General features: G+C 41.1%; 19 protein-coding genes and 1 pseudogene. 12 read left to right on the top strand and 8 right to left on the bottom strand.

The window, feature by feature from the left end:
• Positions 1 to 335 precede the first annotated feature (335 nt).
• The gene (locus AVJ20_RS02595; RefSeq protein WP_111884042.1) at positions 336 to 1,601 is read right to left on the bottom strand and encodes a glutamate-5-semialdehyde dehydrogenase; all 1,266 of its coding nucleotides are present in this window, start codon (positions 1,599 to 1,601) and stop codon (positions 336 to 338) included.
• A 303-nt stretch (positions 1,602 to 1,904) separates the two neighbouring features.
• Between AVJ20_RS02595 and AVJ20_RS02590 the strand changes: the two genes are divergently transcribed.
• Complete coding sequence (locus AVJ20_RS02590) at positions 1,905 to 3,233, top strand: alpha/beta fold hydrolase (protein WP_111884041.1); 1,329 nt, start codon at positions 1,905 to 1,907, stop codon at positions 3,231 to 3,233.
• Between the two features lie 28 nt (positions 3,234 to 3,261).
• Here AVJ20_RS02590 and AVJ20_RS02585 read toward each other — a convergent pair.
• A pseudogene (locus tag AVJ20_RS02585) lies at positions 3,262 to 4,130 on the bottom strand (class I SAM-dependent methyltransferase).
• A 130-nt stretch (positions 4,131 to 4,260) separates the two neighbouring features.
• Positions 4,261 to 5,283, bottom strand: a complete 1,023-nt coding sequence (gene nagZ / locus AVJ20_RS02580; RefSeq protein ID WP_111884040.1) for a beta-N-acetylhexosaminidase — start codon at positions 5,281 to 5,283, stop codon at positions 4,261 to 4,263.
• 200 nt (positions 5,284 to 5,483) lie between these two features.
• Between nagZ and AVJ20_RS02575 the strand changes: the two genes are divergently transcribed.
• The 7 genes from AVJ20_RS02575 to AVJ20_RS02545 all read left to right on the top strand — a co-directional run bounded on the left by AVJ20_RS02575 (position 5,484) and on the right by AVJ20_RS02545 (position 15,783).
• Positions 5,484 to 7,694, top strand: a complete 2,211-nt coding sequence (locus AVJ20_RS02575) for a carboxy terminal-processing peptidase (protein WP_111884039.1) — start codon at positions 5,484 to 5,486, stop codon at positions 7,692 to 7,694.
• 436 nt (positions 7,695 to 8,130) lie between these two features.
• The gene (locus tag AVJ20_RS02570; protein ID WP_111884038.1) at positions 8,131 to 10,197 is read left to right on the top strand and encodes an EAL domain-containing protein; all 2,067 of its coding nucleotides are present in this window, start codon (positions 8,131 to 8,133) and stop codon (positions 10,195 to 10,197) included.
• Positions 10,198 to 10,437: 240 nt separating this feature from the next.
• On the top strand, positions 10,438 to 12,030 hold the full coding sequence (locus AVJ20_RS02565) for a peptide chain release factor 3 (protein ID WP_078192693.1): 1,593 nt from the start codon (positions 10,438 to 10,440) through the stop codon (positions 12,028 to 12,030).
• Positions 12,031 to 12,136: 106 nt separating this feature from the next.
• A complete protein-coding gene (locus AVJ20_RS02560) occupies positions 12,137 to 12,964 on the top strand; it encodes a hypothetical protein (protein ID WP_111884037.1) in 828 nt (275 codons plus the stop codon).
• A 74-nt stretch (positions 12,965 to 13,038) separates the two neighbouring features.
• On the top strand, positions 13,039 to 13,995 hold the full coding sequence (locus AVJ20_RS02555) for an RsiV family protein (protein WP_111884036.1): 957 nt from the start codon (positions 13,039 to 13,041) through the stop codon (positions 13,993 to 13,995).
• An 8-nt stretch (positions 13,996 to 14,003) separates the two neighbouring features.
• Complete coding sequence (locus tag AVJ20_RS02550) at positions 14,004 to 14,825, top strand: TatD family hydrolase (RefSeq protein ID WP_111884035.1); 822 nt, start codon at positions 14,004 to 14,006, stop codon at positions 14,823 to 14,825.
• A gap of 151 nt (positions 14,826 to 14,976) precedes the next feature.
• Positions 14,977 to 15,783 (top strand): enoyl-ACP reductase FabI, encoded by an 807-nt coding sequence (locus tag AVJ20_RS02545; protein WP_078189642.1) that lies wholly within the window; start codon positions 14,977 to 14,979, stop codon positions 15,781 to 15,783.
• 168 nt (positions 15,784 to 15,951) lie between these two features.
• Here the strand turns inward: AVJ20_RS02545 and secB are convergent, their stop codons facing one another.
• From secB to rsgA, 4 genes are all read right to left on the bottom strand, one after another.
• A complete protein-coding gene (secB, locus tag AVJ20_RS02540; protein ID WP_078189641.1) occupies positions 15,952 to 16,407 on the bottom strand; it encodes a protein-export chaperone SecB in 456 nt (151 codons plus the stop codon).
• 40 nt (positions 16,408 to 16,447) lie between these two features.
• Positions 16,448 to 16,702 (bottom strand): glutaredoxin 3, encoded by a 255-nt coding sequence (grxC, locus tag AVJ20_RS02535; protein ID WP_078189640.1) that lies wholly within the window; start codon positions 16,700 to 16,702, stop codon positions 16,448 to 16,450.
• A gap of 20 nt (positions 16,703 to 16,722) precedes the next feature.
• Positions 16,723 to 17,130: a rhodanese-like domain-containing protein gene (locus AVJ20_RS02530; RefSeq protein WP_078189639.1), complete on the bottom strand. Its 408-nt coding sequence runs from the start codon at positions 17,128 to 17,130 to the stop codon at positions 16,723 to 16,725.
• 93 nt (positions 17,131 to 17,223) lie between these two features.
• Positions 17,224 to 18,282 (bottom strand): ribosome small subunit-dependent GTPase A, encoded by a 1,059-nt coding sequence (rsgA, locus tag AVJ20_RS02525; protein WP_078192688.1) that lies wholly within the window; start codon positions 18,280 to 18,282, stop codon positions 17,224 to 17,226.
• A gap of 125 nt (positions 18,283 to 18,407) precedes the next feature.
• Here rsgA and orn point away from each other — a divergent pair, with 125 nt between their 5' ends.
• Positions 18,408 to 18,965, top strand: coding sequence for an oligoribonuclease (gene orn, locus AVJ20_RS02520; protein ID WP_067763591.1), 558 nt, complete (start codon positions 18,408 to 18,410; stop codon positions 18,963 to 18,965).
• Positions 18,966 to 19,021: 56 nt separating this feature from the next.
• Here the strand turns inward: orn and AVJ20_RS02515 are convergent, their stop codons facing one another.
• On the bottom strand, positions 19,022 to 19,462 hold the full coding sequence (locus AVJ20_RS02515; protein WP_111884034.1) for a GNAT family N-acetyltransferase: 441 nt from the start codon (positions 19,460 to 19,462) through the stop codon (positions 19,022 to 19,024).
• A gap of 198 nt (positions 19,463 to 19,660) precedes the next feature.
• Between AVJ20_RS02515 and AVJ20_RS02510 the strand changes: the two genes are divergently transcribed.
• The 3 genes from AVJ20_RS02510 to AVJ20_RS02500 form a co-directional block, all read left to right on the top strand.
• Positions 19,661 to 20,431, top strand: a complete 771-nt coding sequence (locus AVJ20_RS02510; RefSeq protein ID WP_111884033.1) for a ThiF family adenylyltransferase — start codon at positions 19,661 to 19,663, stop codon at positions 20,429 to 20,431.
• A 114-nt stretch (positions 20,432 to 20,545) separates the two neighbouring features.
• On the top strand, positions 20,546 to 22,360 hold the full coding sequence (locus tag AVJ20_RS02505) for a tetratricopeptide repeat protein (RefSeq protein ID WP_111884032.1): 1,815 nt from the start codon (positions 20,546 to 20,548) through the stop codon (positions 22,358 to 22,360).
• 236 nt (positions 22,361 to 22,596) lie between these two features.
• The coding region (locus AVJ20_RS02500) for a phage late control D family protein (protein WP_228157146.1) at positions 22,597 to 23,005 on the top strand (409 nt) is incomplete at its 3' end.

Below are 23,005 nucleotides of genomic sequence, written 5' to 3'. Positions count from 1 at the left end.
ACCCTGAGCACAATAATAATTAAAATTTATCAGTTCATAGTTTTCATTTATTAATAAAATAGTCCTCAAAATTTATACGATTTAAGGAATATACATAGAACATAACATGCGATTGCTGCGCTGTAATCCTCAAATTGTTGCAAAAAAACAGGTAAATTTAACTTTTCTCATTCTTCTTAAGCATTTAATTGTCAAAAAATCTATTTTCGATTCTATATCCTGTGTTTGCAGGCTTATATTTCAATATGTGAACCTTGGGTCTAGTTTTTTAAATTGCCATAAAAAAAGCTGTGCCTTTAATCAGAAAAGCACAGCTTTCATTGTCTTATTGGGTGTTATTGGCGAATTTGACCATCACCAAACACAATCCATTTTTGAGAAGTCAGACCTTCAAGACCGACTGGACCACGTGCATGGATTTTATCAGTTGAAATACCGATCTCAGCACCAAGACCATATTCAAACCCATCCGCAAAGCGCGTTGAGGCATTAATCATCACTGAACTCGAATCTACACGCGCCAAGAACTGACGCGCCAAACTGAAGTTTTCGGTAATGATTGAGTCGGTATGGTGTGAGCCATATTTGTTGATGTGCTCAATTGCTTCATCTAAGCCTGTAACGACTTTCACTGCCAAAATTGGGCCTAAGTATTCGGTGTACCAATCTTCCTCAGTTGCAGGAACAATCGACTCACCCAAAATGCGCTGCGTTTCAGCACAGCCACGCAGTTCAACTTTTTTCTCAGCATAAAGTTCAGCAATGCGTGGTAAAAACTCTTCAGCGACATTTTCATCGACAAGTAAGGTTTCCATGGCATTACATACGCCATAACGGTGTGTTTTGGCATTAAGCGCAATAGGTAATGCTTTTTGCAAATCAGCCTGAGCTTCCACAAAAACATGGCAGTTACCATCAAGATGTTTGATAACAGGCACACGTGCTTCATTGGTAATACGTTCAATTAAGCTTTTGCCACCACGAGGTACGATCACATCGACATATTCAGGCATAGTAATTAATTGGCCAACCGCAGCACGGTCTGGGGTATTTATCACTTGAACGGCATGCTCAGGTACACCTGCGGCAGTTAAGCCATGTTGAATCGCTGCCGCAATTGCTTGGTTAGATTCCAAAGCTTCAGAACCACCACGTAAAATAATCGCGTTACCTGATTTAAGCGCTAAAGATGCGGCTTCAAGGGTGACATTTGGGCGAGATTCGTAAATCATGCCGACAACACCTAGCGGTACGCGCATTTTGCCCAGCTGAATACCTGTCGGACGAAAGGCCATATCGGTAATTTCACCAATCGGGTCAGTGAGTGCGATTACATCTTTTAGACCTTGGAGCATGCCTTTAAAGCGTGTGGGGGTAAGTTCTAAGCGATCAAGTAGAGCGCTATCCAAGTTGTTGTTATGCGCTTTGGTCATATCCACTTGGTTAGCTGCCAAAATTGCAGTTTCACTGTTTTGTAAAGCAGTATAAATTGCTGATAAGGCATTATTTTTAGTCTGGGTAGAAGCCCCTGCGAGCACACGTGATGCTGTGCGTGCTTGCTGTCCTACCGTTTGCATGTATTGTTCAATAGACTCTTGCATAGCGGTTTGATCACTTAGAAATTTCAACTCGATATTAACAGCCTGTGACTGAACAATGAAGCACTTAAGTGCATATTCGACTGTACTTGCTGACCAGAATTAACATTTTGAAATTGTTTTTAGAACAAAAGTAGATAAGCGGCGGGGATATCAGTTGCTTGTAAAATGAACCTCTGTATAGAATGAAACAATAGCGACATTGAAGTCGTACAAATAACGATTAAAGAGCAGGACGCTAAGTCGAGCAGAGTCTCTAAATGAATTCCTGACAATAAAAATAAGGCAGGAATGGAGGAAAGGAATATGAATTCCATTATCCAAATGGATCCCACCGTACAGGAAAGTACGCATTACAGTTTTTTCGATCTGTATGACAAGCAAAGCTTTAAACAGCCTGCCAGAACGACATGGATTGATGGCTGGAAGGTCGAATATATGGCCATTGCACAACCTGAAACCATTCATCGCACCCCGATTGTTATTATTGGTGGGGCATTTCAAAACTTTAATTCCTACAAATATTGTGTCGAACAACTATTTGCGGCAGGCCCTATTATTTTAATTGATTTACCATCCATGGGCTCAAACCAGCAAATTACCAATGTAGATACAGCAGTGTCAGCAGGGACTTTAGAGTTGGGTGATCTGGCGCAGATGTTGGGCGTTTGGCTGGATATCGTCGGGCTAGAAAAAGTATCCGTGATGGGGATGTCACTAGGTTCAGTGGTGGCAGCAGGACTGGCGGATCAACGTCCTGAATTGATTGATCGCATGATATTGATGGGCGTAATGCAAAAAACGCGCAAGAGCTGGCGCATGTTGCTTGAAGAATCCTTGCATTTGATGAAAGAACAACGCATGGATGAATTTGGTCAAGCGGTGATTTTGTATTTGGTCAATCATGCCAAACTGGATGTGACGCGGATGTCACCGACAGCAAAGCGTTTGTTCTTTAGACAAATGGCTGAATTCACCAATACCGAACAAGAGCGTTATGACATTAACTGTAATCGTTTGCTGCGTTTGCAAGACGTGCCGATTCCACAATGTGATGTATTGGTGTCATGCGGGCAGTACGACAGTTTTACTTTGCCACATGAAAATGCAGGTTTTGCCTTGCAATGTCCGAATATGCAATTTGCCATGATTGCCAATGCGGATCATTTACCTCAGTTGCAGCGTCGTAAGGAAACTATGAATTTGTTTGCAACTTATCTACGCGGTGAGTCTATTCAGCAGTTGGAAGGGATCATTCCAATGAGCCGAGAGCAAATGCAAAATATCGAACGCCGTGGCGAAGCGCGGGTGAGTGTACAACAGCCATTCACGCATTTATCTCATCGCCATTCAGACCTTGTGGTTGACACTCAAATTATAGATTTAAATTATTTTGGGGTGTTGTTGAATGTGCAGGCTGAAATGTTGGACTCCATGCATGCATATCCACGGGATTTGGCATTACATCTAGAAGATGAAGAAGGTGAGTTTAAAATTGAATGTCTCATCTTTGACGTTGTAGATACGCAGGTTCGTGCTTTGTTTAAGCATGGTAGTTTTGAGTTGGCGGAGCGTTTATTGCGCTTTGTACAACGCCAAAAAGAAGATGTGTTGATATTAGAAGCTGTAAGTTAAAACATGAACATATAAAAAAAACAGCGCTTTAGCGCTGTTTTTTTATTTTAGCATGGACCATCCAAACCAAATCTCCACAGTGCTGCTCTGCATCGTGAAAAGGAATCACTTGTTCTTGCTGCTGTTGTGGAAAGTATAAGGCCGGCTGAACGACTTTTACTTCTTCAAATCCTGTATGGGTGAAAAACTGCTGTAATTCAGCAGGGGATTGAAAATGAAAAGTAAAAGCGCTGCGTGACATAACTTTGAGTAATTTACTGCTGGCCCAAATAAAGCGTGCTAAACGGTTCTTGACGGGTTCTGGATAGATGTCGGTCAGATAATGTAATTCCTGAAACGAGGCGCCATATTCGGTGATCCCTTGCAATAATTTATTCAGCAGGGCTTGATCAAAGTAATTAATTAGCCCCTCGCTAATCACCACCAAAGGACGTTCAGGGTCAAAACTCTGAAAAATACGTTCAAAATCTTGAGTGAAAATGTCACCAGTTAAGACCTCAGGGGCATGCGGGTCAATTTGTTTGAGTGCTTGTGTTTTGATTTTTGCCATATCCGGCAAGTCGAGTTCACGATAGTCAATTTCAGGATGCTTGGTGCGAAAATTCCAACGCGCGGGGAGAGGCCACAGGCAATTTCAAGGACTTGTAGCTGAGGGTGTTGGGCAATGAGTTGATCTAAATATTGATCGATCATGGCATGGCGCTGTTTAAGCGTCGAACGCATGCTACCGCCCACATTCTTTTCTGCCCAGCTCTCTAAAGGATGGACTAAACGTGCTAAAAATTTGCCTTTACGTGTGGCAAAAACGGGATGCGAAATCCCCATGCTGTACCAAATATAGCCGGTGTAATGTGCAGTAAAGGAAATGTGTCGATGTTCCGATAAACTTTGTGTCATGTCGTCCTGACCTAATGTTGTTTTTATTGGCAATTTTTGTATAGCGCCGAAGCACTTATTTTGTCTTCATCATAAATCAAAAAGGAGCACCTTGTCGTGCTCCATTTTCTAGAATTTTGAAAGTCTTGGATTAGCAATATTGATTTTTAAAATCCACAATACGGTTACGCACGTTTTGCCATTCCGCCCCGAGTTCAATGCTTTGTCCAATCTCAATTTGTGGGATTTTACCGCGCATACGTTCTAGGCGTTCTTGATTTGGGAGAGCCAAGTTTTGAATGCCATCCAGCGCAATGCATGCAGATTCACGGTTATTACATACAAGGCCCATATCACAACCTGCATTTAATGCTTCTTGGATACGAGCATCTGCGCCGCCAGCGACACAAGCGGCTTGCATGCTTAAATCATCGGAGAATAAAACGCCATCAAATTGGAGCTCTTGACGTAAGACTTTCTGAATCCAATACGGTGAAAATCCAGCAGGATTAGGATCAATATTTTCATAAATCACATGCGCAGGCATTAATGCATCAAGCTGTGGTTGCAGTTGAATAAAGCTTTGCATGTCTTTTTGATAGATTTCTTCATAACTACGATGATCTACGGCAGCAGCGATATGTGAATCTGCTTTCACCGAGCCATGGCCTGGGAAATGCTTACCTGTAGATGCCATCCCCGCACGTTTCATACCTTTTAAGAAAGCACTTGCCAGTGGAATGATGTCTTGCATATTTTTGGCAAAACCACGGTCACCAATCACATCACTGACATCATTTAGGTCCAGCACTGGTGCAAAACTAAAATCGATGCCGACCGCAAGGACTTCAGCTGCCATCAACCAGCCACATTGTTCAGCCAGTTCAACAGCTTTTTCAGGTTCAGTTAAGTAAAGTTCTCCAAACTTACCCATAGCTGGTAGGAGTGTGAAGCCTTGTTTTAAGCGTTGTACACGACCACCTTCCTGATCGACGGCAATTAAAATATCAGGACGGATTTGACGCATATGGTCGGTCAGGGCACGAACTTGTTCAGGAGATTCAATGTTGCGACCAAATAAAATCATGCCGCCAACTTGTGGTGCCTGTAATAGTTCAATATCTTCTTGGGTAAGTTCTGTGCCAGCAATGTCGAGCATTAATGCGCCAATCATATTCGGTGTCCGTGTTGGAATTTTTAAGGAAAAACAATACCTGAATTCTGCAATGATTTGCTACACTTTGTCAGCAGAGAATATGATAAAACTACACGACATAAACATATTAAGTTGTTTAAGATTTTGAATCTATTCAATTCAGGTCGAAAACCAACACGGTAATATTGGTCTTAATACCAAGGAAGTACAAATTATTTATGAAACTTCAAACATTAGCTTGTGCCGTTGCGATTGCGACAGGTGGATTCTTTTTCACTCATGTGGTGAATGACGCAATTGCTGCCAATAATACAGAAGCAGTGAGCGCGGGTACTATTCAGCCCACACAAGAGCAAGCCTTGGTCTCACGTCAGCTTGCAACATTGGTAGACCGTCAACACTATTTAAATCAGCGTTTAGATGCCAATACATCTAACCGTATTTTAGATTTTTATATTGATAGTTTAGATGCTGAACATACTTTGTTCTTGGCATCGGATATTGAAAATTATAAAAAACGTTATGGTTCAACTTTTGGTGCAAATCTCAAAGCGGGCAATTTAACAGGGCCGTATGCGATTCATGCGCAATATCGTGAGCGCTTAAAACAGTTCTACACCTATATGTTGGAAGAGCTGAAAAAGCCACAGAATTTAAATCAACCGAATAACTACATCGAAACCGATCGTGAAAAAGCGCCATTCTTTAAATCGACAGAAGAACAGCGTGCGCATTGGAATAAAATGTTGGTCTCTCAGCTGATCAATTTAACCATCAGCAAAGAAGAAGAGAAAGCCAAACAGAAAGCGTTGAAAGATGACCCAACACTGGCAAATGGTCAAGATTTAACTGGTCCGGAAGATTTAACACCTGAACAGACCTTAACTAAGCGTTATACACGTCAGTTAGAGCGGATTAGTCGTTTAAAAAGCGATGATGTGCTTGATAAAACTCTGAATGCCATGATGCTGACGTATGATCCGCACAGTAACTATTTCCCACCTGTAGATGCGATGGAATTGAACCGTCAAACCACGCTGCAATTGGAAGGGATTGGGGTGTCGATTCGTCCTGAACGTGGCAACGAAGACTACACTAAAATTGAAACGATTGTAGAAGGTGGTCCAGCCAGCAAATCAGGACAAGTCAAGTCAGGTGATCGCATTGTTGGTGTTGCCCAAGATGGCGACAAAATGGTGGATGTGATCGGTTGGCCGAGCAATGAAATTGTCGGACTGATTCGTGGTAAACGTGGCACCAAAGTGACTCTACGTTTATTGGGTGCTGGTGCGTCCATGAATCAAGCGCGAAATGTCACAATTGTACGTGATGTGATTCAAGAAGAAGATGCAGGCGTGCGTTCACGTACCGTTGAAATTGAGCGTGATGGCAAAAAACATAAGTTCGGTGTAATTGAAATTCCATCGTTTTACTTGAACTATCGTGCACGTCGTGCAGGTACAGACTACCGTTCTGTGTCAGAAGATACCAATAAAGCCTTAAAAACTTTAGATGCTCAAAATGTTGAGGGTATCATCATTGACTTACGTAACAACCCTGGTGGCTCACTTGAAGAAGTGGCACGTATGCTTGGTCAAGTGATTAAATCAGGTCCAGTGGTGCAAATCCGTGATGGCAATGGCAATGTCAGCGTGTTTGAAGATGATGATGGGGGCGCGCAAACTTATGCAGGTCCATTGGCAGTATTAATTAACTTGGCTTCGGCGTCTGCGAGTGAAATTTATTCTGCTGCGATTCAAGACTATGAACGTGGTGTGGTGATTGGTAGCACCACAACGGGTAAAGGAACAGCGCAGGTACAACTTGACTCTTTAGCCTATGGTCAAGCAACCTTAACGCAACGTAAATTTTACCGCGTGACTGGCGGAAGTACCCAGAATAAAGGAGTCGTGCCTGATATTAAGTTGGTTGATATTTACAATGAAGAGTTTGGTGAACGTAAAGCGAAAAATGCTTTACAGTGGGATACCATTCCTACAGCACCGTTTAAACGTGAAGGCTCGATCCAAGCCTATGTTCCCGATTTGATTAAGTCATCTCAGCAACGTGTCAGCATTGATCCGCAATTTAAATATTTAGAGCAACGTACTGCGATTGCGAAAAAGACAGAAGAGCAAAAGCGTGTGGTGCTTGACTTAGCGAAGCGTAAAGCCGAGCTGTTGGCACTAGAGCAAAAGTCTTTGGATGCTGAAAATCAGCGTCGTAAAGTGTTGGGTCAAAAACCTTATGCCAACTGGGAAAGCTACCAAGCGTCTATGGATGCATTGGTGGAGGCACGTGCAAAAATGAAGGCAAACCAACGTCCAGCACTGCCTGAAGAAGAAGTCTTTGTGACGGAAGCAGCAAACGTGCTAATGGACTATGCCAAATTACAAGGCAAAACGCATACAACAACAGCCAAAAAGTAAGTAATTCATCCATAAATAACATTGAGATGATTGCTTGAGTTTTTGACAGAAAAGATGAATTTATCCATTGAGAAATAGCGAGCTACGGCTCGCTATTTTTTTGTGAGTAGGGCGGTGTTCGATTTAAATCTAGAAAGCAATCTATAAATGATTCTAACTTATTCATTTTATTATGATTAGAAACTGTTCTAAAATAATAAACACCTGATGCAATTTTTATCAAAAGTTTAAGTTTTAGTGAACTTCATCAAGCTTTATTTTTTTAAATTAATCAGTTGCTTAAAATCTTGAAAGAAAGACTTGACCATTACCGTAGACTAATAGATTCTAAGAGAAAATAAGTAAGTAATTGAAAATGTAACAAGTTAAAGGGAAGAGATAGATTGGGTAATTCGGTTAAAGAAAGTGCCACGATAACCTAAGCGGAACGCTTGATATGACCCATATTCATTATGATTACAATCTGGTCGTTGGTTCAATCGTAGTTGCATTATTAAGTTGTTACTTAGCGGTTTCACTCGAACAAATGTTGTTTCGTGGAACACGACCAAGATATGAAAATGTCATATTATTATTCAGCGGTGCAATTTTAGGTGCTGCGATTTGGTGCATGCATTTTGTAGGTATGATGGCCAGCCATTTACCTTCAAATCATAGTTTTGATACCAGTCTTACTCTGACATCCTATTTTATTGCCTTTGTCGCGTCCACTTTTGCCGTGTGGTTAACCACACGACTGACGCTACCATTTCCTCGTTTAATTTTAGGCTCAGTTTTAATGGGGCTAGGCATTTCCGGAATGCATTACACGGGGATGCTGAGTTTAGACGTTCAGGGTTATGAGCAACGATACGAACCTTTAATTGTTATCTGTTCAATTTTAGTTGCGATCTGTGGCTCGTGTTTGGCATTTTGGCTAACGTTTAAAAATAAATACTCGCCAAAACGTAACATCATGAATGCCTTTGTTGCGGTCATGCTGACTTTTAGCATTGTCGCTATGCATTATATTGGTATGGCAGCTGTTGATTTTGTACCGCTAAACTCGATGGATGTATTGGTTGCGGCTCAAATTAACCATAATTTATTGCTATTTATTGTCTTATTTGTCACCAGTTTATTGTTGATGGCGGCCTTTAGCGTTGCAGTACTTGAGCAACGTTTAGAACATCGCAGTTTGCAGTTGATGCGCGCAAATCGAGAACTAGCCAATCAAGCGGTACAGGACAATTTGACCCGTTTACCTAATCGACTATTTTTGGCTGAATATGCACATTTTCTATTTACAGAGCATCGCTTAAGACAAGATAAAATTGCTTTTATTTATATTGATATCGACCGTTTTAAAGCGGTCAATGATGTGTTTGGACACCATGTGGGTGATCAACTACTAATTCAAATTGCCACACGCATTCACCGTTTAATTAATGATAAAGCCAAATTGCTACGAATCGGTGGGGACGAGTTTCTGATTGTGCTTGAGTCGGCAAGCAATGACTCTGCCACAGCAATGTCTGAAAAAATATTGGAATTGATGCAAGAAAGCTTTTTGATTGCAGGTAAGGAAATCAATATTTCAGGCAGTATTGGTATTGCGATGTACCCTGAACATGGTGCGAACTTACAAGACCTACTGATCAATGCAGACACCGCAATGCTGAGTTCGAAGTATCAGGGGCGTAATACCTATTCATTTTTTAATTATACTGCCGACCAATTTGAAGAAAAAAGTCAGACGAAACTGATCAATGATTTATATAAAGCGGTAGAAGAACAGCAGTTTAGCTTGTTTTATCAGCCAAAATTTAATGCCGTTGATCGTGAAATTTGTGGGGTTGAGGCCTTAATTCGTTGGAATCATCCAACTCTAGGTATGCTGACGCCAAATAAGTTTATCAATGGTGCAGAAAAAACTGGACTGATTATTGCCATGGGCTATTGGGCGCTTGAAGAAGCCTGTAAGCAAATTCAGCACTGGGAAAAGCTGAATATGCCGCTGTATCCGATTGCGGTCAATTTATCAGCGATTCAGTTTGAACATAAACATTTATTTAGTACCTTAGAGTCGCTTTTTGCACGGTATGAAATTAACCCGTCACATTTAATTATTGAAATTACCGAGTCAACAGCGATGCATCATATCGATGCCAGTATCTTGACTTTTGAACATTTGAGAAAGATGGGAATTAAAGTTGCGATTGATGACTTTGGAACGGGACATTCAAGTTTCTTGTATTTAAAAGAACTGCCTGTAGATGAGCTGAAAATTGACCGTGAGTTTATCCGCAATTTGAGCGTCGGTTCTAAAGAAGAAATTATTTTAGAAAGTATTATTCACTTGGCAATTCGACTGGGTTTAACGGTCACTGCAGAAGGTGTAGAGACAGAACAACAAGCAGAAATTTTAAAACGTTTAGGTTGCCAACAGTTGCAGGGATATTTGTTAGGAATGCCGATGCCAGTGGCACAGCTTGAAGAAAGCATGAAAATGAAGGTTGAATAAAGTCCTCGTAGTCTGATCGCATTGCCAATGAGTGAGAAAAAAAGACAGAGAAATGCGTTATATCGTCGATAAAAACAGGTCGTCATCCAATGTAAAACATCAAGACATGCCACGCTAAGATTTTGACTCAACCCGATGTGGTTGATTATTTTTAATGGTCAATCTGATACAATATCGCCAATTTTCCATATTGATCAGATCTGATCTTTTGCACTGCGAGTTTTGCAGTAGGTGTCTTTCATGAGTTTTAAAGAAGAATTAGCGACACAGGTCGCTCAGCGACGTACTTTCGCTATTATTTCCCACCCCGATGCCGGTAAAACCACAATGACAGAAAAACTGTTGTTATGGGGACAGGCGATTCAGGTTGCAGGTATGGTAAAAAGCCGTAAATCTGATCGTGCGGCAACGTCTGACTGGATGGAAATGGAAAAAGAACGTGGTATTTCGATCACCACTTCTGTTATGCAGTTCCCGTTTAAAGACAAGATGATTAACTTGCTCGACACCCCAGGGCATGAAGACTTTTCTGAAGATACCTACCGTACATTAACCGCTGTTGACTCTGCGCTTATGGTGATTGATGGTGCAAAAGGTGTCGAAGACCGTACGATCAAATTGATGGAAGTGTGTCGTATGCGCGACACGCCGATTATTTCATTCGTCAACAAAATGGACCGTGAAATTCGTGAGCCATTAGAACTTCTTGATGAAATCGAAAACGTTTTAAAAATTAAATGTGTTCCGATTACTTGGCCACTGGGCACAGGTCGTGACTTTGCCGGTGTATTTAACCTACTCGAAGAAAAATTCTACGTTTATAAGGCAGGTTTCGGTTCAACAATTACGGATATTGAAGTCCGTGATGGCTATGACTATGCAGATTTGCGTGAAAAAGTCGGTGATCTCGCTTGGGCTGCATTTGAAGAATCATTGGAATTGGTTCAAATGGCCAATGAACCTTTAGACCGTGATGAATTTTTGGCAGGTCGTCAAACGCCAGTGTTGTTTGGTACGGCACTCGGTAACTTTGGTGTAGACCATGTTTTGGATGCATTTAGTCAATATGCGCCTGAACCTAAAGCACATCCAACTCAAGACCGTAAAGTTGAAGCGACTGAAGAAGGCTTCACTGGTTTCGTCTTTAAAATTCAAGCCAATATGGATCCAAAACACCGTGACCGTATTGCATTCATGCGTATCTGTTCAGGTAAGTATGAAAAAGGCTTAAAAATGAAACATGTGCGTCTAGGTAAAGATGTGCGTATTAGTGATGCTTTAACGTTCCTTGCTGGTGACCGTCAGCACCTTGAAGAAGCATGGCCGGGCGACATTATCGGTTTGCATAACCATGGTACGATTCAGATCGGCGATACCTTCACTTCGGGTGAAGATTTACACTTTACCGGTATTCCTCACTTCGCCCCTGAAATGTTCCGTCGCGTGCGTTTAAAAGATCCGTTGAAGTCAAAACAGCTGCAAAAAGGCTTAAAAGAACTTTCAGAAGAAGGTGCAACTCAGGTCTTTATGCCGCAAAACAGTAACGATTTAATCGTGGGTGCTGTGGGTGTACTTCAGTTTGAAGTTGTGGCTTATCGTCTGAAAGAAGAATACAAAGTTGATTGTATTTATGAGCCTGTAAGTATCAATACCGTACGTTGGGTATCGTGTGATGACGAGAAAAAATTCAACGAATTTAAGAAAAAAGCACACGACCAATTGTCTGTCGATGGCGGTGGTCATTTAACTTATCTTGCACCAAGTCGTGTGAATTTACAGTTAATGCAAGAACGTTATCCGGATATCGTGTTCAGCAATACACGTGAACACTAAGTTGTTCTTTTACAGAAATAAAACAGCTTCTTCGTGAAGCTGTTTTATTTTGTGGTAGAGTTTTTAAATCCATACATTACGCAATCATTTGGTCGTTTAGGACATCATGAAAATATTCAAGGATGCTACAGTTTTTGCACTTTTGGGGAGTGTTTTGCTGCTCAGTGCATGTGATTCAGGAAAAGAAAACAAAGCGACAAAGCCGGCCGATGATGGCGCTTCTGAAGCGGTCGTGATCAATCCAGATGTTTTGCCCTATTTAAATATTCGAGAGCAAGCCGCAAAAATTGCCAAACCGTTTTGTGAAAATAAAAGTTGTATTGATTTAGAGATACAAACCATTCAGACCGTAGATACGTGGTTGAATGGTTGGATTGAAAAAAATCAGGCCAGCGTCGTACAAGATCAGATTGCATTAAAGCAAAATATGAATCTCCAACAAGCCGTCGATGCGTATGTGAAAAAATCAGATGCTTGGCAGGCAGAGTTTAAAACCAATAAAGCCTATGAATTGGCCATGTACACACGAGTTCCTTATCAACGTAATCAATATGTGTTGCTGCAAATCGGTGTTGATACCAAACAGGAAAATATCACGGTCAAAGAGCGTTATTATTTTTTTGTGGCAGACCGCCGTGCGAAAAAGAATCTTAAACCTTTAGATATTATTGAAGCAAAGCAACAGCAAAATATGGATGCTATTGTGCAGCAAGCCTATAGCAAATGGTTAGATGAACAAGAGGTAGATGTCAAAAAATCGGCACCGAAAAAACTCTATTGGGGCCAAGCAGATTGGTTCTTTGATCAAGAAGGCGTTGGTTTGCATTACCGTACAGATGAAATTGTCAAAGATGGTAAACAACTGGATATTTATCTCAGCAAAGCACAAACACAACAAGTATTGAAAGCTGACGTTTATCAGCATATGTTCTAATCAACGAAAGTATTTAATTTGATAAGATATTTACCAAAATAAATATCAATTATTCGAAATGAAAGGTTGAAGCAATGGTGCAAAAAAATAAAATTTGGGCAAGCTCAATATTGGCAGTTTCTGCTGCATTCACGGCGTGTCAGCCACAACAAGCTGAACCTGAAAAAAAGCCGGATCAAGCCAAAACTGAACAGCCAGATTTGAGTGCAAAACTGATTGGTGATGCGGAAAAATTACAACTGAATTTACCTGAATGTGATGGCGGGGTCTGTCCTGAAATTTCAGTTGAACGCTTAAACAGTAATCAAGCCTTTATTGATGAATTTATTGATGCGGAAATTCTAAAACAGTTAGGCGAAATTTTATCTGTTTCGCCTTTAGAAGATAAGACGCTGAGCACTGATGCTCCCGCTGCAAGTGGAGTTCCTGCAGCGTCTGAAGCAAAATCTGCTTTGGCAAATGTTGAAACGCCCAAATTAAAATTGGAAAAAGCCACGCAGCCTTATATGCAAGCGTTCTTAAAGTTAGATAAAGAATTGAAATCTTTAAGTGCCAATCAGCAAATCAGTTTGATGATTAAACCTAAAATATTAAATGCTGAAAAACCCTTGGCAACTGTGGTTTTAAATACCAGTTCATATTTAGGTGGAGCGCATGGTTCTTCTGCACAGCAATATTATAACTTCGATTTAAGCACTCAAAAATTGGTGCAGCTCAACGACATATTATTGCCAAATCAACGTGCTGAGCTTGAAAAGCGGGGCTATGAAGTATTTAAAACTTGGGTGAAAGATGCCAAGTTGGCAGACAATATTCAAGAATACGAACAGATTTGGAAATTTAAACTGTCTGATAATTTTTATCTAAGTCAGCAAGGTTTAATTTTGCAATATGCTGAATATGAAATTGGGCCGTATGTGGTGGGTTTACCACGTTTGACCATTCCGTATGATCAATTGCAAAGTGTATTGAAAAAGCAATATCTACCTCCAGTTGAAGCTGTTGAAGCCTCAGCCGCAAAAGCAAATTAATTAGTTCAATGACTTACTCACTGTTTGATACGCATACGCATTTTGATGTTCCCGATTTTGACGCTGATCGGGAACAGTTGGCGTATGCTGCCAAACAAGCGGGTGTCGATGCTTTGGTATTAATTGGTTTTGTACAGTCACGTTTTCACAATTTGCTGCAAACCCAAGAGTTTTTAGCTCGTTTATCCAATGCTCCCAAAAGCTATTTAGCCCCCGGCTTACATCCGTTTTATATTGAGCAACATCGTACAGAACATTTGTTCGATGTGGAACAGCTGCTAAAGCAGCATGATTGTGTCGCTATCGGTGAAATAGGTTTAGATACCTTTTTGAAACAGTATAAGCAGCCTGAACTTTTTCAAAAGCAGCAGCAGTATTTTTCCGCACAACTTGATTTAGCACAGCAGTTTGATAAACCTATTTTGCTGCATATTCGCAAATCCCATGCGGAGGTGCTTTCGATGCTAAAGCAGCATCAATTTAAACTCGGTGGTATTGCACATGCATTTAGTGGTGGTGTTGAAGAAGCGAAGGCATTTACCAAGCTAGGTTTTAAAATCGGTGTAACAGGGCAAATCACCAATCCTAATGCAAAAAAATTACATCAAGTGGTTCAGACTTTGGGTGTAGATCATTTGGTCTTAGAAACTGACTGTCCAGATATGACACCCTTATGTTGTCAGCATTCGACGGAAGGGCGTACCCGTAATACGCCGGTCAATTTGCCCTATGTATTGCAGGGGCTAGCTCAGAGCTTAAACCGTACTGAATCTGAGATTGCACAAGTCTTATGGACTAATTCATTACAAGCATTGCATCTGGACGCTTAAGCGGCAACAAATATTGACGCCGCTTGATTGAATCTGATTTTATTCGCATCGTGCATGCAATGATGGTTTTCTAAAAAAAGGCGCATTATGCAATTTCTAAAATGCTTTAGACTTGGCATTATGCTGTTAAATTATTTTGAGTGAGTTTCACATGGCACAAGGACTATTGGCTGGCAAACGCTTTTTAATCGCGGGTATTGCAAGTAAGTTATCAATCGCATTTGGTATTGCGCAAGCTTTACATCGCGAAGGTGCAGAACTGGCTTTTACATATCCAAATGAAAAATTAAAAAAACGTGTAGATGATTTTGCTGAACAATTTGGTTCAACTTTAGTTTTCCCATGTGATGTCGCAGTGGACGCTGAAATAGATACCGCTTTTGCTGAACTTGCTAAACATTGGGATGGTCTAGACGGTGTTGTGCATTCAATTGGTTTTGCACCGGCGCATACTTTAGATGGCGATTTCACTGATATTACCGACCGTGAAGGTTTTAAAATTGCTCACGACATCAGTGCATATAGCTTTATTGCGATGGCTCGTGCGGCAAAACCTTTATTGGCTGCACGTCAAGGTTGCTTATTGACGCTGACTTACCAAGGTTCTGAACGCGTAATGCCAAACTATAACGTTATGGGTATGGCAAAAGCGTCACTAGAAGCAGGCGTACGTTATTTGGCAACAAGTCTTGGTGCTGAAGGTATTCGTGTAAATGCGATTTCAGCAGGTCCGATTCGTACCTTAGCGGCTTCAGGGATTAAATCTTTCCGTAAAATGTTAGATCTAAATGAAAAAGTCGCACCGCTTAAACGCAATGTCACCATTGAAGATGTCGGTAATGCAGCATTGTTCCTTTGCTCACCTTGGGCAAATGGTATCACAGGTGAAATTCTGTATGTTGATGCTGGCTTTAATACTGTAGGTATGAGCGCTGATCTAATGGCAGATGCTGAGTAATTCTCTTTAAGTTCCCTCTTCCTTTGGGAGAGGGCTAGGGCTAGGGTGAGGGAATAAAAACCTCTCCCATTGCGAAACAGTGTTTCTCATCTCCTAGAAGGAGAGGGGAGAAATAAAGCATAAAAAAAGACCGCAAAAGCGGTCTTTTTTAGATTTGAAGATAAGCGATTAAGCTTGGCCTTCAGCAGCAGTTTGCGCACGTTGCAAATTCGCTTCGAATTCAGCATCGAAGTTAATTGGTGTAAGCAATAATTGTGGGAAGCTGCCTTTAGTAACCATATCGTTCACAGCTTCACGTAGGAATGGGAACAAGATATTTGGGCAGTAAGCACCAAGAATGTAAGGAAGACGTTCTTCTTCAACGCTATCGATTAGGAAGATACCTGCTTGAGTAACGTCAACGATAAATGCAGTGTCACCCGCATTGTTCGCTTGAACGACAACTTTCAGTGAAACTTCGAAGTGTGTTGGATCAACTTTTTCTGCAGAAGAAGAAAGGTTGATATTTAGTTCAGGCTGCCATTCTTTAGTAAATACTTGAGCCCCAGGTACTTCGAAAGAAATATCTTTAGTATAAATACGCTCTAATGCCAATTGTGGTTGAGCTTGTTGTTCTTCACTCATTGTTTATTCCTTAATATGAGGTGACGATTTATGTTTAAAATTAAGATAGCATGCCGTCGAGTTTGCCTTCACGCTCTAAAGCATAAAGTTGGTCAAAACCGCCAATAAACTGATCATTAATAAAAATTTGAGGAACGGTACGGTGGTTGGTGCGTTGCATCAATTCAACACGTACTTCAGGCGCTTCATTTGATAAATTAATTTCTTTATAAGCCACGCCTTTACGCTCTAGGAGCTGTTTTGCACGAATGCAGTAAGGACATACAGTTGTTGAATAAATCGTAACTTCAGCCATGTTAATCTCCTAAGAAGCGCTTATTTGCTTTTAACTAGAGGTAAGCCTTGAGCTTTCCAGTTGCTAATGCCGCCGTCTAAACGGTATGCATCTGCATGACCGACTTGTTGCAATGCAGAACCTGCCACTTGACCAAGGTTACATACAAAAACCAACGGGCGATCAGAAGTTTTTAACTCTTCAATGTGTTTTGTAATTTGGCTATATGGAATATTACGGCTACCGCTAATATGACCTTCGCGGAAGTCTTTCGCATCACGTAAGTCAATCAATTGAGCATTTTTAGCTTTAACTAAAATCCCTAAAGATTGAGGTGAAATTTTGCGACCATTACGCTGGCCTTCAAGAATAAAGAACAGCACGACCAATACAGCCAGCGTTCCAAATAAGAAGGGGTGATTCCCCATAAATTCGAACCAACGTTCCACAATTCACCTAACTACAATTTTAAATTGCCAAGAGTATAGCCCATAAATATGGTGATCAAAATCACCCCTTCAAGGGCATGAACAGAATAAAAATTAATTTTTTTGCTGCGCTTCCGTGATTTCGTCGATCAGACGTAAATAACTGTCTAATCGGCGCGGTAAAATTTCGCCATTTTGAGCCGCCATTCTAAGCGCACATTGCTTTTCATGTTTATGCGTACAGTTACGGAACTGGCAATAGCCCAAATGTGACTCGATCTCAGGGAAACCTTGCTGAACTTTTTCCAATTCTAGGTGCCATAAACCAAATTCACGGATTCCTGGTGAATCAATCAATGCAGAACCTTCACCAAACGCAATTAAGCGCGTAGAGGTGGTGGTGTGCTGACCGAGCGCGGAGTTTTCCGAAATAATATTGGTTTTTTGCGCAGCATCCGGAACAATGGCATTAATTAAAGTGCTCTTACCAACCCCAGACTGACCTACAAATGCGACAGTTTCACCAGAAAGTCGAGCAGAAAGTGTGCTTAAGTCACCATCAGATTGAGTTTGCATGACCTCATAGCCCAAGTCACGATATTCTTGTAATAGCGTTAAGATCGGATCGTTGTCTTTAAGCAAGTCGGATTTATTTAAGACCAATAATGCTGGAATATCGGCATCTGCACAGGCCACCAAATAGCGGTCAATCAGGCCTGGTGCTGGCTCAGGAAGTGGTGCAAATACAATCACAATCAGGCTGACATTGGCTGCGACAGGTTTCACTTTGTGATAACGGTCAGGGCGTGTCAGTAAAGATTGGCGTGGATGAATCGCGGTAATAATCCCTAAACCTGTGATCGGGTCAGCTTGCCATTTGACACGGTCACCCGTCACCAATAATTCGAGATTGGTACGGGTATGGCAGCGCCAAACACTGCCTAATTCGATGGGTTTCCAATGGGGTTCAGGTTCACCAGCTTGCACAATAGGTTTTTCAGGATGTTGGTCGGGTGTAGACAGCGCTTGAACTTCAAGTTGACGACCATAATGTTGGACGACCAAGCCTTCCAAATCTGCAGAAGTATCGATTTCTTCCTGACGAGATTTATGTTGCTTCTGAATGCGACGTTGCTGCTGTTCAGTCAGTCGGCGCTTACGAATTAAAGCCATTCATATCCTAAAAAACCGTGAAAACTAGATGGCAAAAATAGCATGAAAGCAGGGTCTATTTACAGCGCAAGCCCAATAAATTTGCTACTATGTTCATTTTTACAGCCTAATAAGATTGCACATTTATGAGCAGCACACCTGATACACGCCTGATTTGGATTGACCTTGAAATGACAGGTCTAGATACAGATAACGACCAGATTATTGAAGTTGCAACAATTGTGACGGATGATAATTTAAATATTCTGGCGGAAGGGCCTGTGCTTGCGGTACATCAGTCTGACCGTGTGCTCAATGCAATGGATGAGTGGAACACTCGCCAACATGGTCAATCAGGTCTGATCGAACGTGTACGTCGTAGTAAATTGACAGCACAAGATGCTGAACAGCAAACTTTAGAATTTTTGAAAAAATGGGTAAATCCAAAATCATCACCGATGTGCGGTAACTCAATTTGCCAAGATCGTCGTTTCTTGCATCGTTTAATGCCTGAAATGGAACAATACTTCCACTACCGTAATCTCGATGTATCATCAGTGAAAGAATTGGCGAAACGCTGGCGCCCAGAGATCATGGGTGGCTTGAAAAAGAATGCTTCACATTTAGCGATGGATGATATCCGAGACTCGATTGCAGAGCTCAAATACTACCGTGAATATTTCTTTATTATGAATAAAGACTAAGGTTGTGAGATCGAAAAAGAGGCGAAAGCCTCTTTTTTTTATCCGAGAAATTTTCTCTATCGTTGATAGACGTTGGCTTGATGAATCTCGAGAAAACTTGCAGGTTGAGCCAAATCGGTAAAGCCAAATTGACGATATAAACCATGTGCATCTGCCGTTGCAAGCAACATGCGTCTTAGATCTGAGGAGCCACATTTTTCAAATAAAGTACTCACAATTAATTTTGAATAGCCTTTGCCTCGATGTTCATCGGCGACATAAATATCGGCTAAATAAGCAAAAGTTGCATAATCCGTAATAGCACGACCAAAACCGATGAGTTCATCATCGAGAAGTAAGGCCACGGCCAAAGAGTTTTCAATCGCTTTTTTCACCACATGTTTTGGAATATCTTTTGACCAATAGGTATGGCTTAAAAAGCGATGCACAGTGTCTAAATCTATTTCATTTTTGTCATCGGTAATTTTTAAATTTTTTGGCAGAGGATGGATGTCCATGGCAATACACACTTGATTTTTTGATCTATGGTTATATTTTTAAAGCAGATCTCCGTTCGCTGTAAATGTTTATTTTGATGGATTTAGACCTGATGCGAATGCCTCTCTGTTGTGCTGTCTGCTGAATTGCGTTTTATCAAAGAAAATAAGTAGCGAATTTGCTAAAATGGCGGCTGATTTAACACTGCCTCCAAACCTATGACTGAACTGCTCCAAGATGATGAATATGACCGCCGTTTTGCTGGCGTAGCCAAAATATATAGTGATGAAAGTTTTCATCATTATGAAAAAAGTCATGTCATGGTGATAGGGATTGGTGGTGTAGGCTCATGGGCGGTCGAAGCTTTAGCGCGTACTGGTATTGGTGAGCTGACCTTGGTCGATATGGATGTGGTTGCTGCATCGAATATTAATCGACAATTGCCTGCCATGAGCACGACATTGGGACATGAAAAAATTGAAGTGATGGCAGAGCGCTGCCGTGCGATTAATCCCCGAATCAAAATAAATTTAATTGATGATTACTTAACACCTGAAAATGTGAAAGAAATATTAGCCGGCAATCCCGATTTAATTTTAGATTGTATTGATGATGTGAAGGCCAAATTTGCCTTAATGCTACATTGCCGTTTTAATAAAATTCCGTTGATCGTTTCCGGTGGAGCCGGGGGTAAACTTGATCCGCTGAAAATCCGAGTCGCAGATTTATCAAGAACAGAGCAAGACCCGATGTTGGCCAAATTGCGGACACAATTACGCGGCAAAGGCATTTGTAAAAAGCCGAAAGAAAAGTTTGGCATTACCTGTGTTTATTCGATTGATAATCCATTTTCCAGTGCTGATGTTTGTCCAAGTGCAGGCTTACGTTGTGGTGGATATGGTTCAGCAGTAGTGGTGACGTCCAGCTTTGCGATGGTGGCTGTGTCAGAGGTGCTCAAAAAACTTGATGCAAAACGAGCAAAAGCATGACAGCTATCTCATTTTGAAAAAAATAAAGCACGAATTCGGTGCTTTTTTTGTATATAGAATTAAAATCAGACACAATGTTGGAATAATTAAAATATTGATTTTTTTGGGGCGAGTATGTGGTTTTTACTGATACTAATTTTGGGGATGGGAGCACTTGCGTTTTGGATGTGGAAAAGACCCGATCCAGTGAAACGCGATCAGGCTAAAGCGGTTGGGCATGACTTGTGGATAGACCAATTAGATGCACAGCTGAAATTTGCAGAACGCTTAATGCTTGATGCACCAACCGACTATGCGCGTGCCTATGAGTTGTATCAAAATTTAGCCAAACAGCATGAAATTCCGCAGGCCTATGTCGCTATGGGGCAGATGCATTTACAAGGCTTAGGCCGAGAAGTCAGTGTGGAAAATGCGCTGGCTTTATTGGAAAAAGCCAATAGTTTAGGTAGTGATGATGCTGCATATGTGTTGGGGCAAGTTGAAGAAGGTATCTATGGCGGTGTGCCCAATATTGAAAAAGCGCAATACTGGTATCGACATGCGATTTCACGCGGTCATTTGGATGCACAATATCGACTCGCCGAACTAAACCCAGAAGATCAGACACATGCCGAGCAGCAACATTTAGATTTGTTGCAAAAAAATGCGGACAATGGACATGCCAATTCACAGTATCAATTGGCACAGTTCTATTTAAAACAAGCCACGCCAAATATTGCTCTGGGATTGGAATATTTACTGAAAGCTGCCCAACAAGACCATATGGCGGCTATTCAGCAATTGCAGCAGTTCTATGCTCAAGGAAAGTATCTTGCGCAAAATGATGAAAAGTCATTGCAATATTTAAAGCGAGGATTGCTACTCGGGCACCAGCAGCAGTTGTATGAATATTATCAAGCAGTATTGATGGGTAAAATCGACGTCGATCAGCGTCAGCGGGTTTATCATGACCTTTTGCAGCAGGCCAAAGAGCACAAAGTTGCGGCAGCCAGCCGATTATTAGGCATTGCACATTTTCATGGTTGGTACTTGGAGAAGCAGGAAACTTTAGGTTTTCGCTTTCTGACCGAAGCTGCTCAACTTAAAGATGCTGATGCAATTAGTCTTATTGCAGCACTGTATTTTGAAAAGTATTTGGTTAGTGATGATCCGCAAAAAGCATTTGAGTTATATCAAACAGCGTATCAATTCAAACCATTATTCATTAACCAAGTCGGTTTGGCACTATGCTACCTACATGGGGTCGGTGTTGAGCGAAATATCAAGCAAGCACAGCAACTTTTAATTGAAGCTGCTAGGCATTTAAATGATATGTCCATTACTTGTGTCGCGGATCAAAACTATGTGATTGGACGGTTTTATGCATTGCCAGAGTATCCATTAGCACATCGTGATCAGTGTCTGAGTTATCTGGAAAAAGCCGCAGAACAAGGTTCGCAGGATGCTGCTTGGTATCTCTATCGTTTAGCTGTGGAAAATATCTTGCCTGATCTACAATTTGATGATGCTCAAAGCCAGCGAGCATTGTTGAAGGCGGCAAAATTAGGCCATCCTGATGCACTCACGCAACTGGGTCTAGTTAATTTAAAAGGACAATGGGGAACACAAGATTTCCAACAAGCGTTGCAGTATTTCTCGCAAGCGGCGGGATTAGGAAATGTGACTGCCTTGTACCAGCTTGGTGAAATGTCAGAACATGGTTTGGGTGTGCAGCAAGATTTAACTCAGGCACATAGTTATTATGCACAAGCGGCTCAGGGGATGAATGCTGCGGCGTTAACGCGATTGGGCTATTTATATATTCATGGCATGGGCGTAGAGCGTGATCTTAAAATTGCACAGCAATATTTGGAAAAAGCGGCCTTGCAAGGCTATGTCGAAGCACAAGAACAATTGGAGAATATTCACGCATTTTTAAATACCAATTAATCGTGATGCAAGGCAGTAAGGTGGTATGAAGAGACCTGAAGTTTAGTTTGATGGTCTCTACATTTTTTTAATGCAGAAATAAATAGAGTAAAAATAACATAAAGAATTGATGTAGAAATTTGAATTTTTACTTACATAAAACCCAAAAAAGCAGGCAGATTATGCCTAGAAAAATATGAGTTTTTTTGATTAAATACCCCGCATATTTTATAAAAATCTGATTTTAGATAATAACGATGCTGAACAATATTTATTCTGCACTTGAGAAATTGGGCATTAGTCCACAAAAACGTGCCTTGCATATTCAATTTTCCAATACCACGCTGAATGAACAAGTATTCTTGCAACGTATTGATGGGGAACATGCCTTAAGTGAAGGTTTGAATGTTCAGCTCATCTGTCTCTCAACTTCTGCCACGCTCGAACTGAAACAATTTATTGGTACGCAAGTCGCAATCGATCAGGTAACCGATGCGGGTCAACTTTTTCGTATTACCGGGATCATTACAGAAGCATTTCAAGGCCAAAGTGATGGTGCATTAACGCTATATAAGTTGACCTTAGAAGATGCAACGGCATTGTGGCATAAGCGTCGTAATAGCCGTGTGTTTATGAATAAATCGGTCAAAGATGTGGTCGAGATTG

This window comes from Acinetobacter sp. CFCC 11171, assembly GCF_003268405.1.
In the GTDB taxonomy this organism is placed as follows: domain Bacteria; phylum Pseudomonadota; class Gammaproteobacteria; order Pseudomonadales; family Moraxellaceae; genus Acinetobacter; species Acinetobacter amyesii.
Note: the sequence above shows the minus strand (reverse complement) of the source record. Positions and strands in the feature narration are given on the sequence as shown.

Excerpts from the sequence above, each read along its gene's own strand:
- secB (WP_078189641.1), bottom strand. The coding sequence starts at position 16,407 with ATGAGTGAAGAACAACAAGCTCAACCACAATTGGCATTAGAGCGTATT.
- AVJ20_RS02575 (WP_111884039.1), top strand. The coding sequence starts at position 5,484 with ATGAAACTTCAAACATTAGCTTGTGCCGTTGCGATTGCGACAGGTGGA.
- nagZ (WP_111884040.1), bottom strand. The coding sequence starts at position 5,283 with ATGATTGGCGCATTAATGCTCGACATTGCTGGCACAGAACTTACCCAA.
- AVJ20_RS02595 (WP_111884042.1), bottom strand. The coding sequence starts at position 1,601 with ATGCAAGAGTCTATTGAACAATACATGCAAACGGTAGGACAGCAAGCA.
- orn (WP_067763591.1), top strand. The coding sequence starts at position 18,408 with ATGAGCAGCACACCTGATACACGCCTGATTTGGATTGACCTTGAAATG.
- AVJ20_RS02570 (WP_111884038.1), top strand. The coding sequence starts at position 8,131 with ATGACCCATATTCATTATGATTACAATCTGGTCGTTGGTTCAATCGTA.
- AVJ20_RS02555 (WP_111884036.1), top strand. The coding sequence starts at position 13,039 with ATGGTGCAAAAAAATAAAATTTGGGCAAGCTCAATATTGGCAGTTTCT.
- AVJ20_RS02550 (WP_111884035.1), top strand. The coding sequence starts at position 14,004 with ATGACTTACTCACTGTTTGATACGCATACGCATTTTGATGTTCCCGAT.
- AVJ20_RS02590 (WP_111884041.1), top strand. The coding sequence starts at position 1,905 with ATGAATTCCATTATCCAAATGGATCCCACCGTACAGGAAAGTACGCAT.
- AVJ20_RS02510 (WP_111884033.1), top strand. The coding sequence starts at position 19,661 with ATGACTGAACTGCTCCAAGATGATGAATATGACCGCCGTTTTGCTGGC.
- rsgA (WP_078192688.1), bottom strand. The coding sequence starts at position 18,282 with ATGGCTTTAATTCGTAAGCGCCGACTGACTGAACAGCAGCAACGTCGC.
- AVJ20_RS02545 (WP_078189642.1), top strand. The coding sequence starts at position 14,977 with ATGGCACAAGGACTATTGGCTGGCAAACGCTTTTTAATCGCGGGTATT.
- AVJ20_RS02505 (WP_111884032.1), top strand. The coding sequence starts at position 20,546 with ATGTGGTTTTTACTGATACTAATTTTGGGGATGGGAGCACTTGCGTTT.
- AVJ20_RS02515 (WP_111884034.1), bottom strand. The coding sequence starts at position 19,462 with ATGGACATCCATCCTCTGCCAAAAAATTTAAAAATTACCGATGACAAA.
- AVJ20_RS02560 (WP_111884037.1), top strand. The coding sequence starts at position 12,137 with ATGAAAATATTCAAGGATGCTACAGTTTTTGCACTTTTGGGGAGTGTT.
- grxC (WP_078189640.1), bottom strand. The coding sequence starts at position 16,702 with ATGGCTGAAGTTACGATTTATTCAACAACTGTATGTCCTTACTGCATT.
- AVJ20_RS02565 (WP_078192693.1), top strand. The coding sequence starts at position 10,438 with ATGAGTTTTAAAGAAGAATTAGCGACACAGGTCGCTCAGCGACGTACT.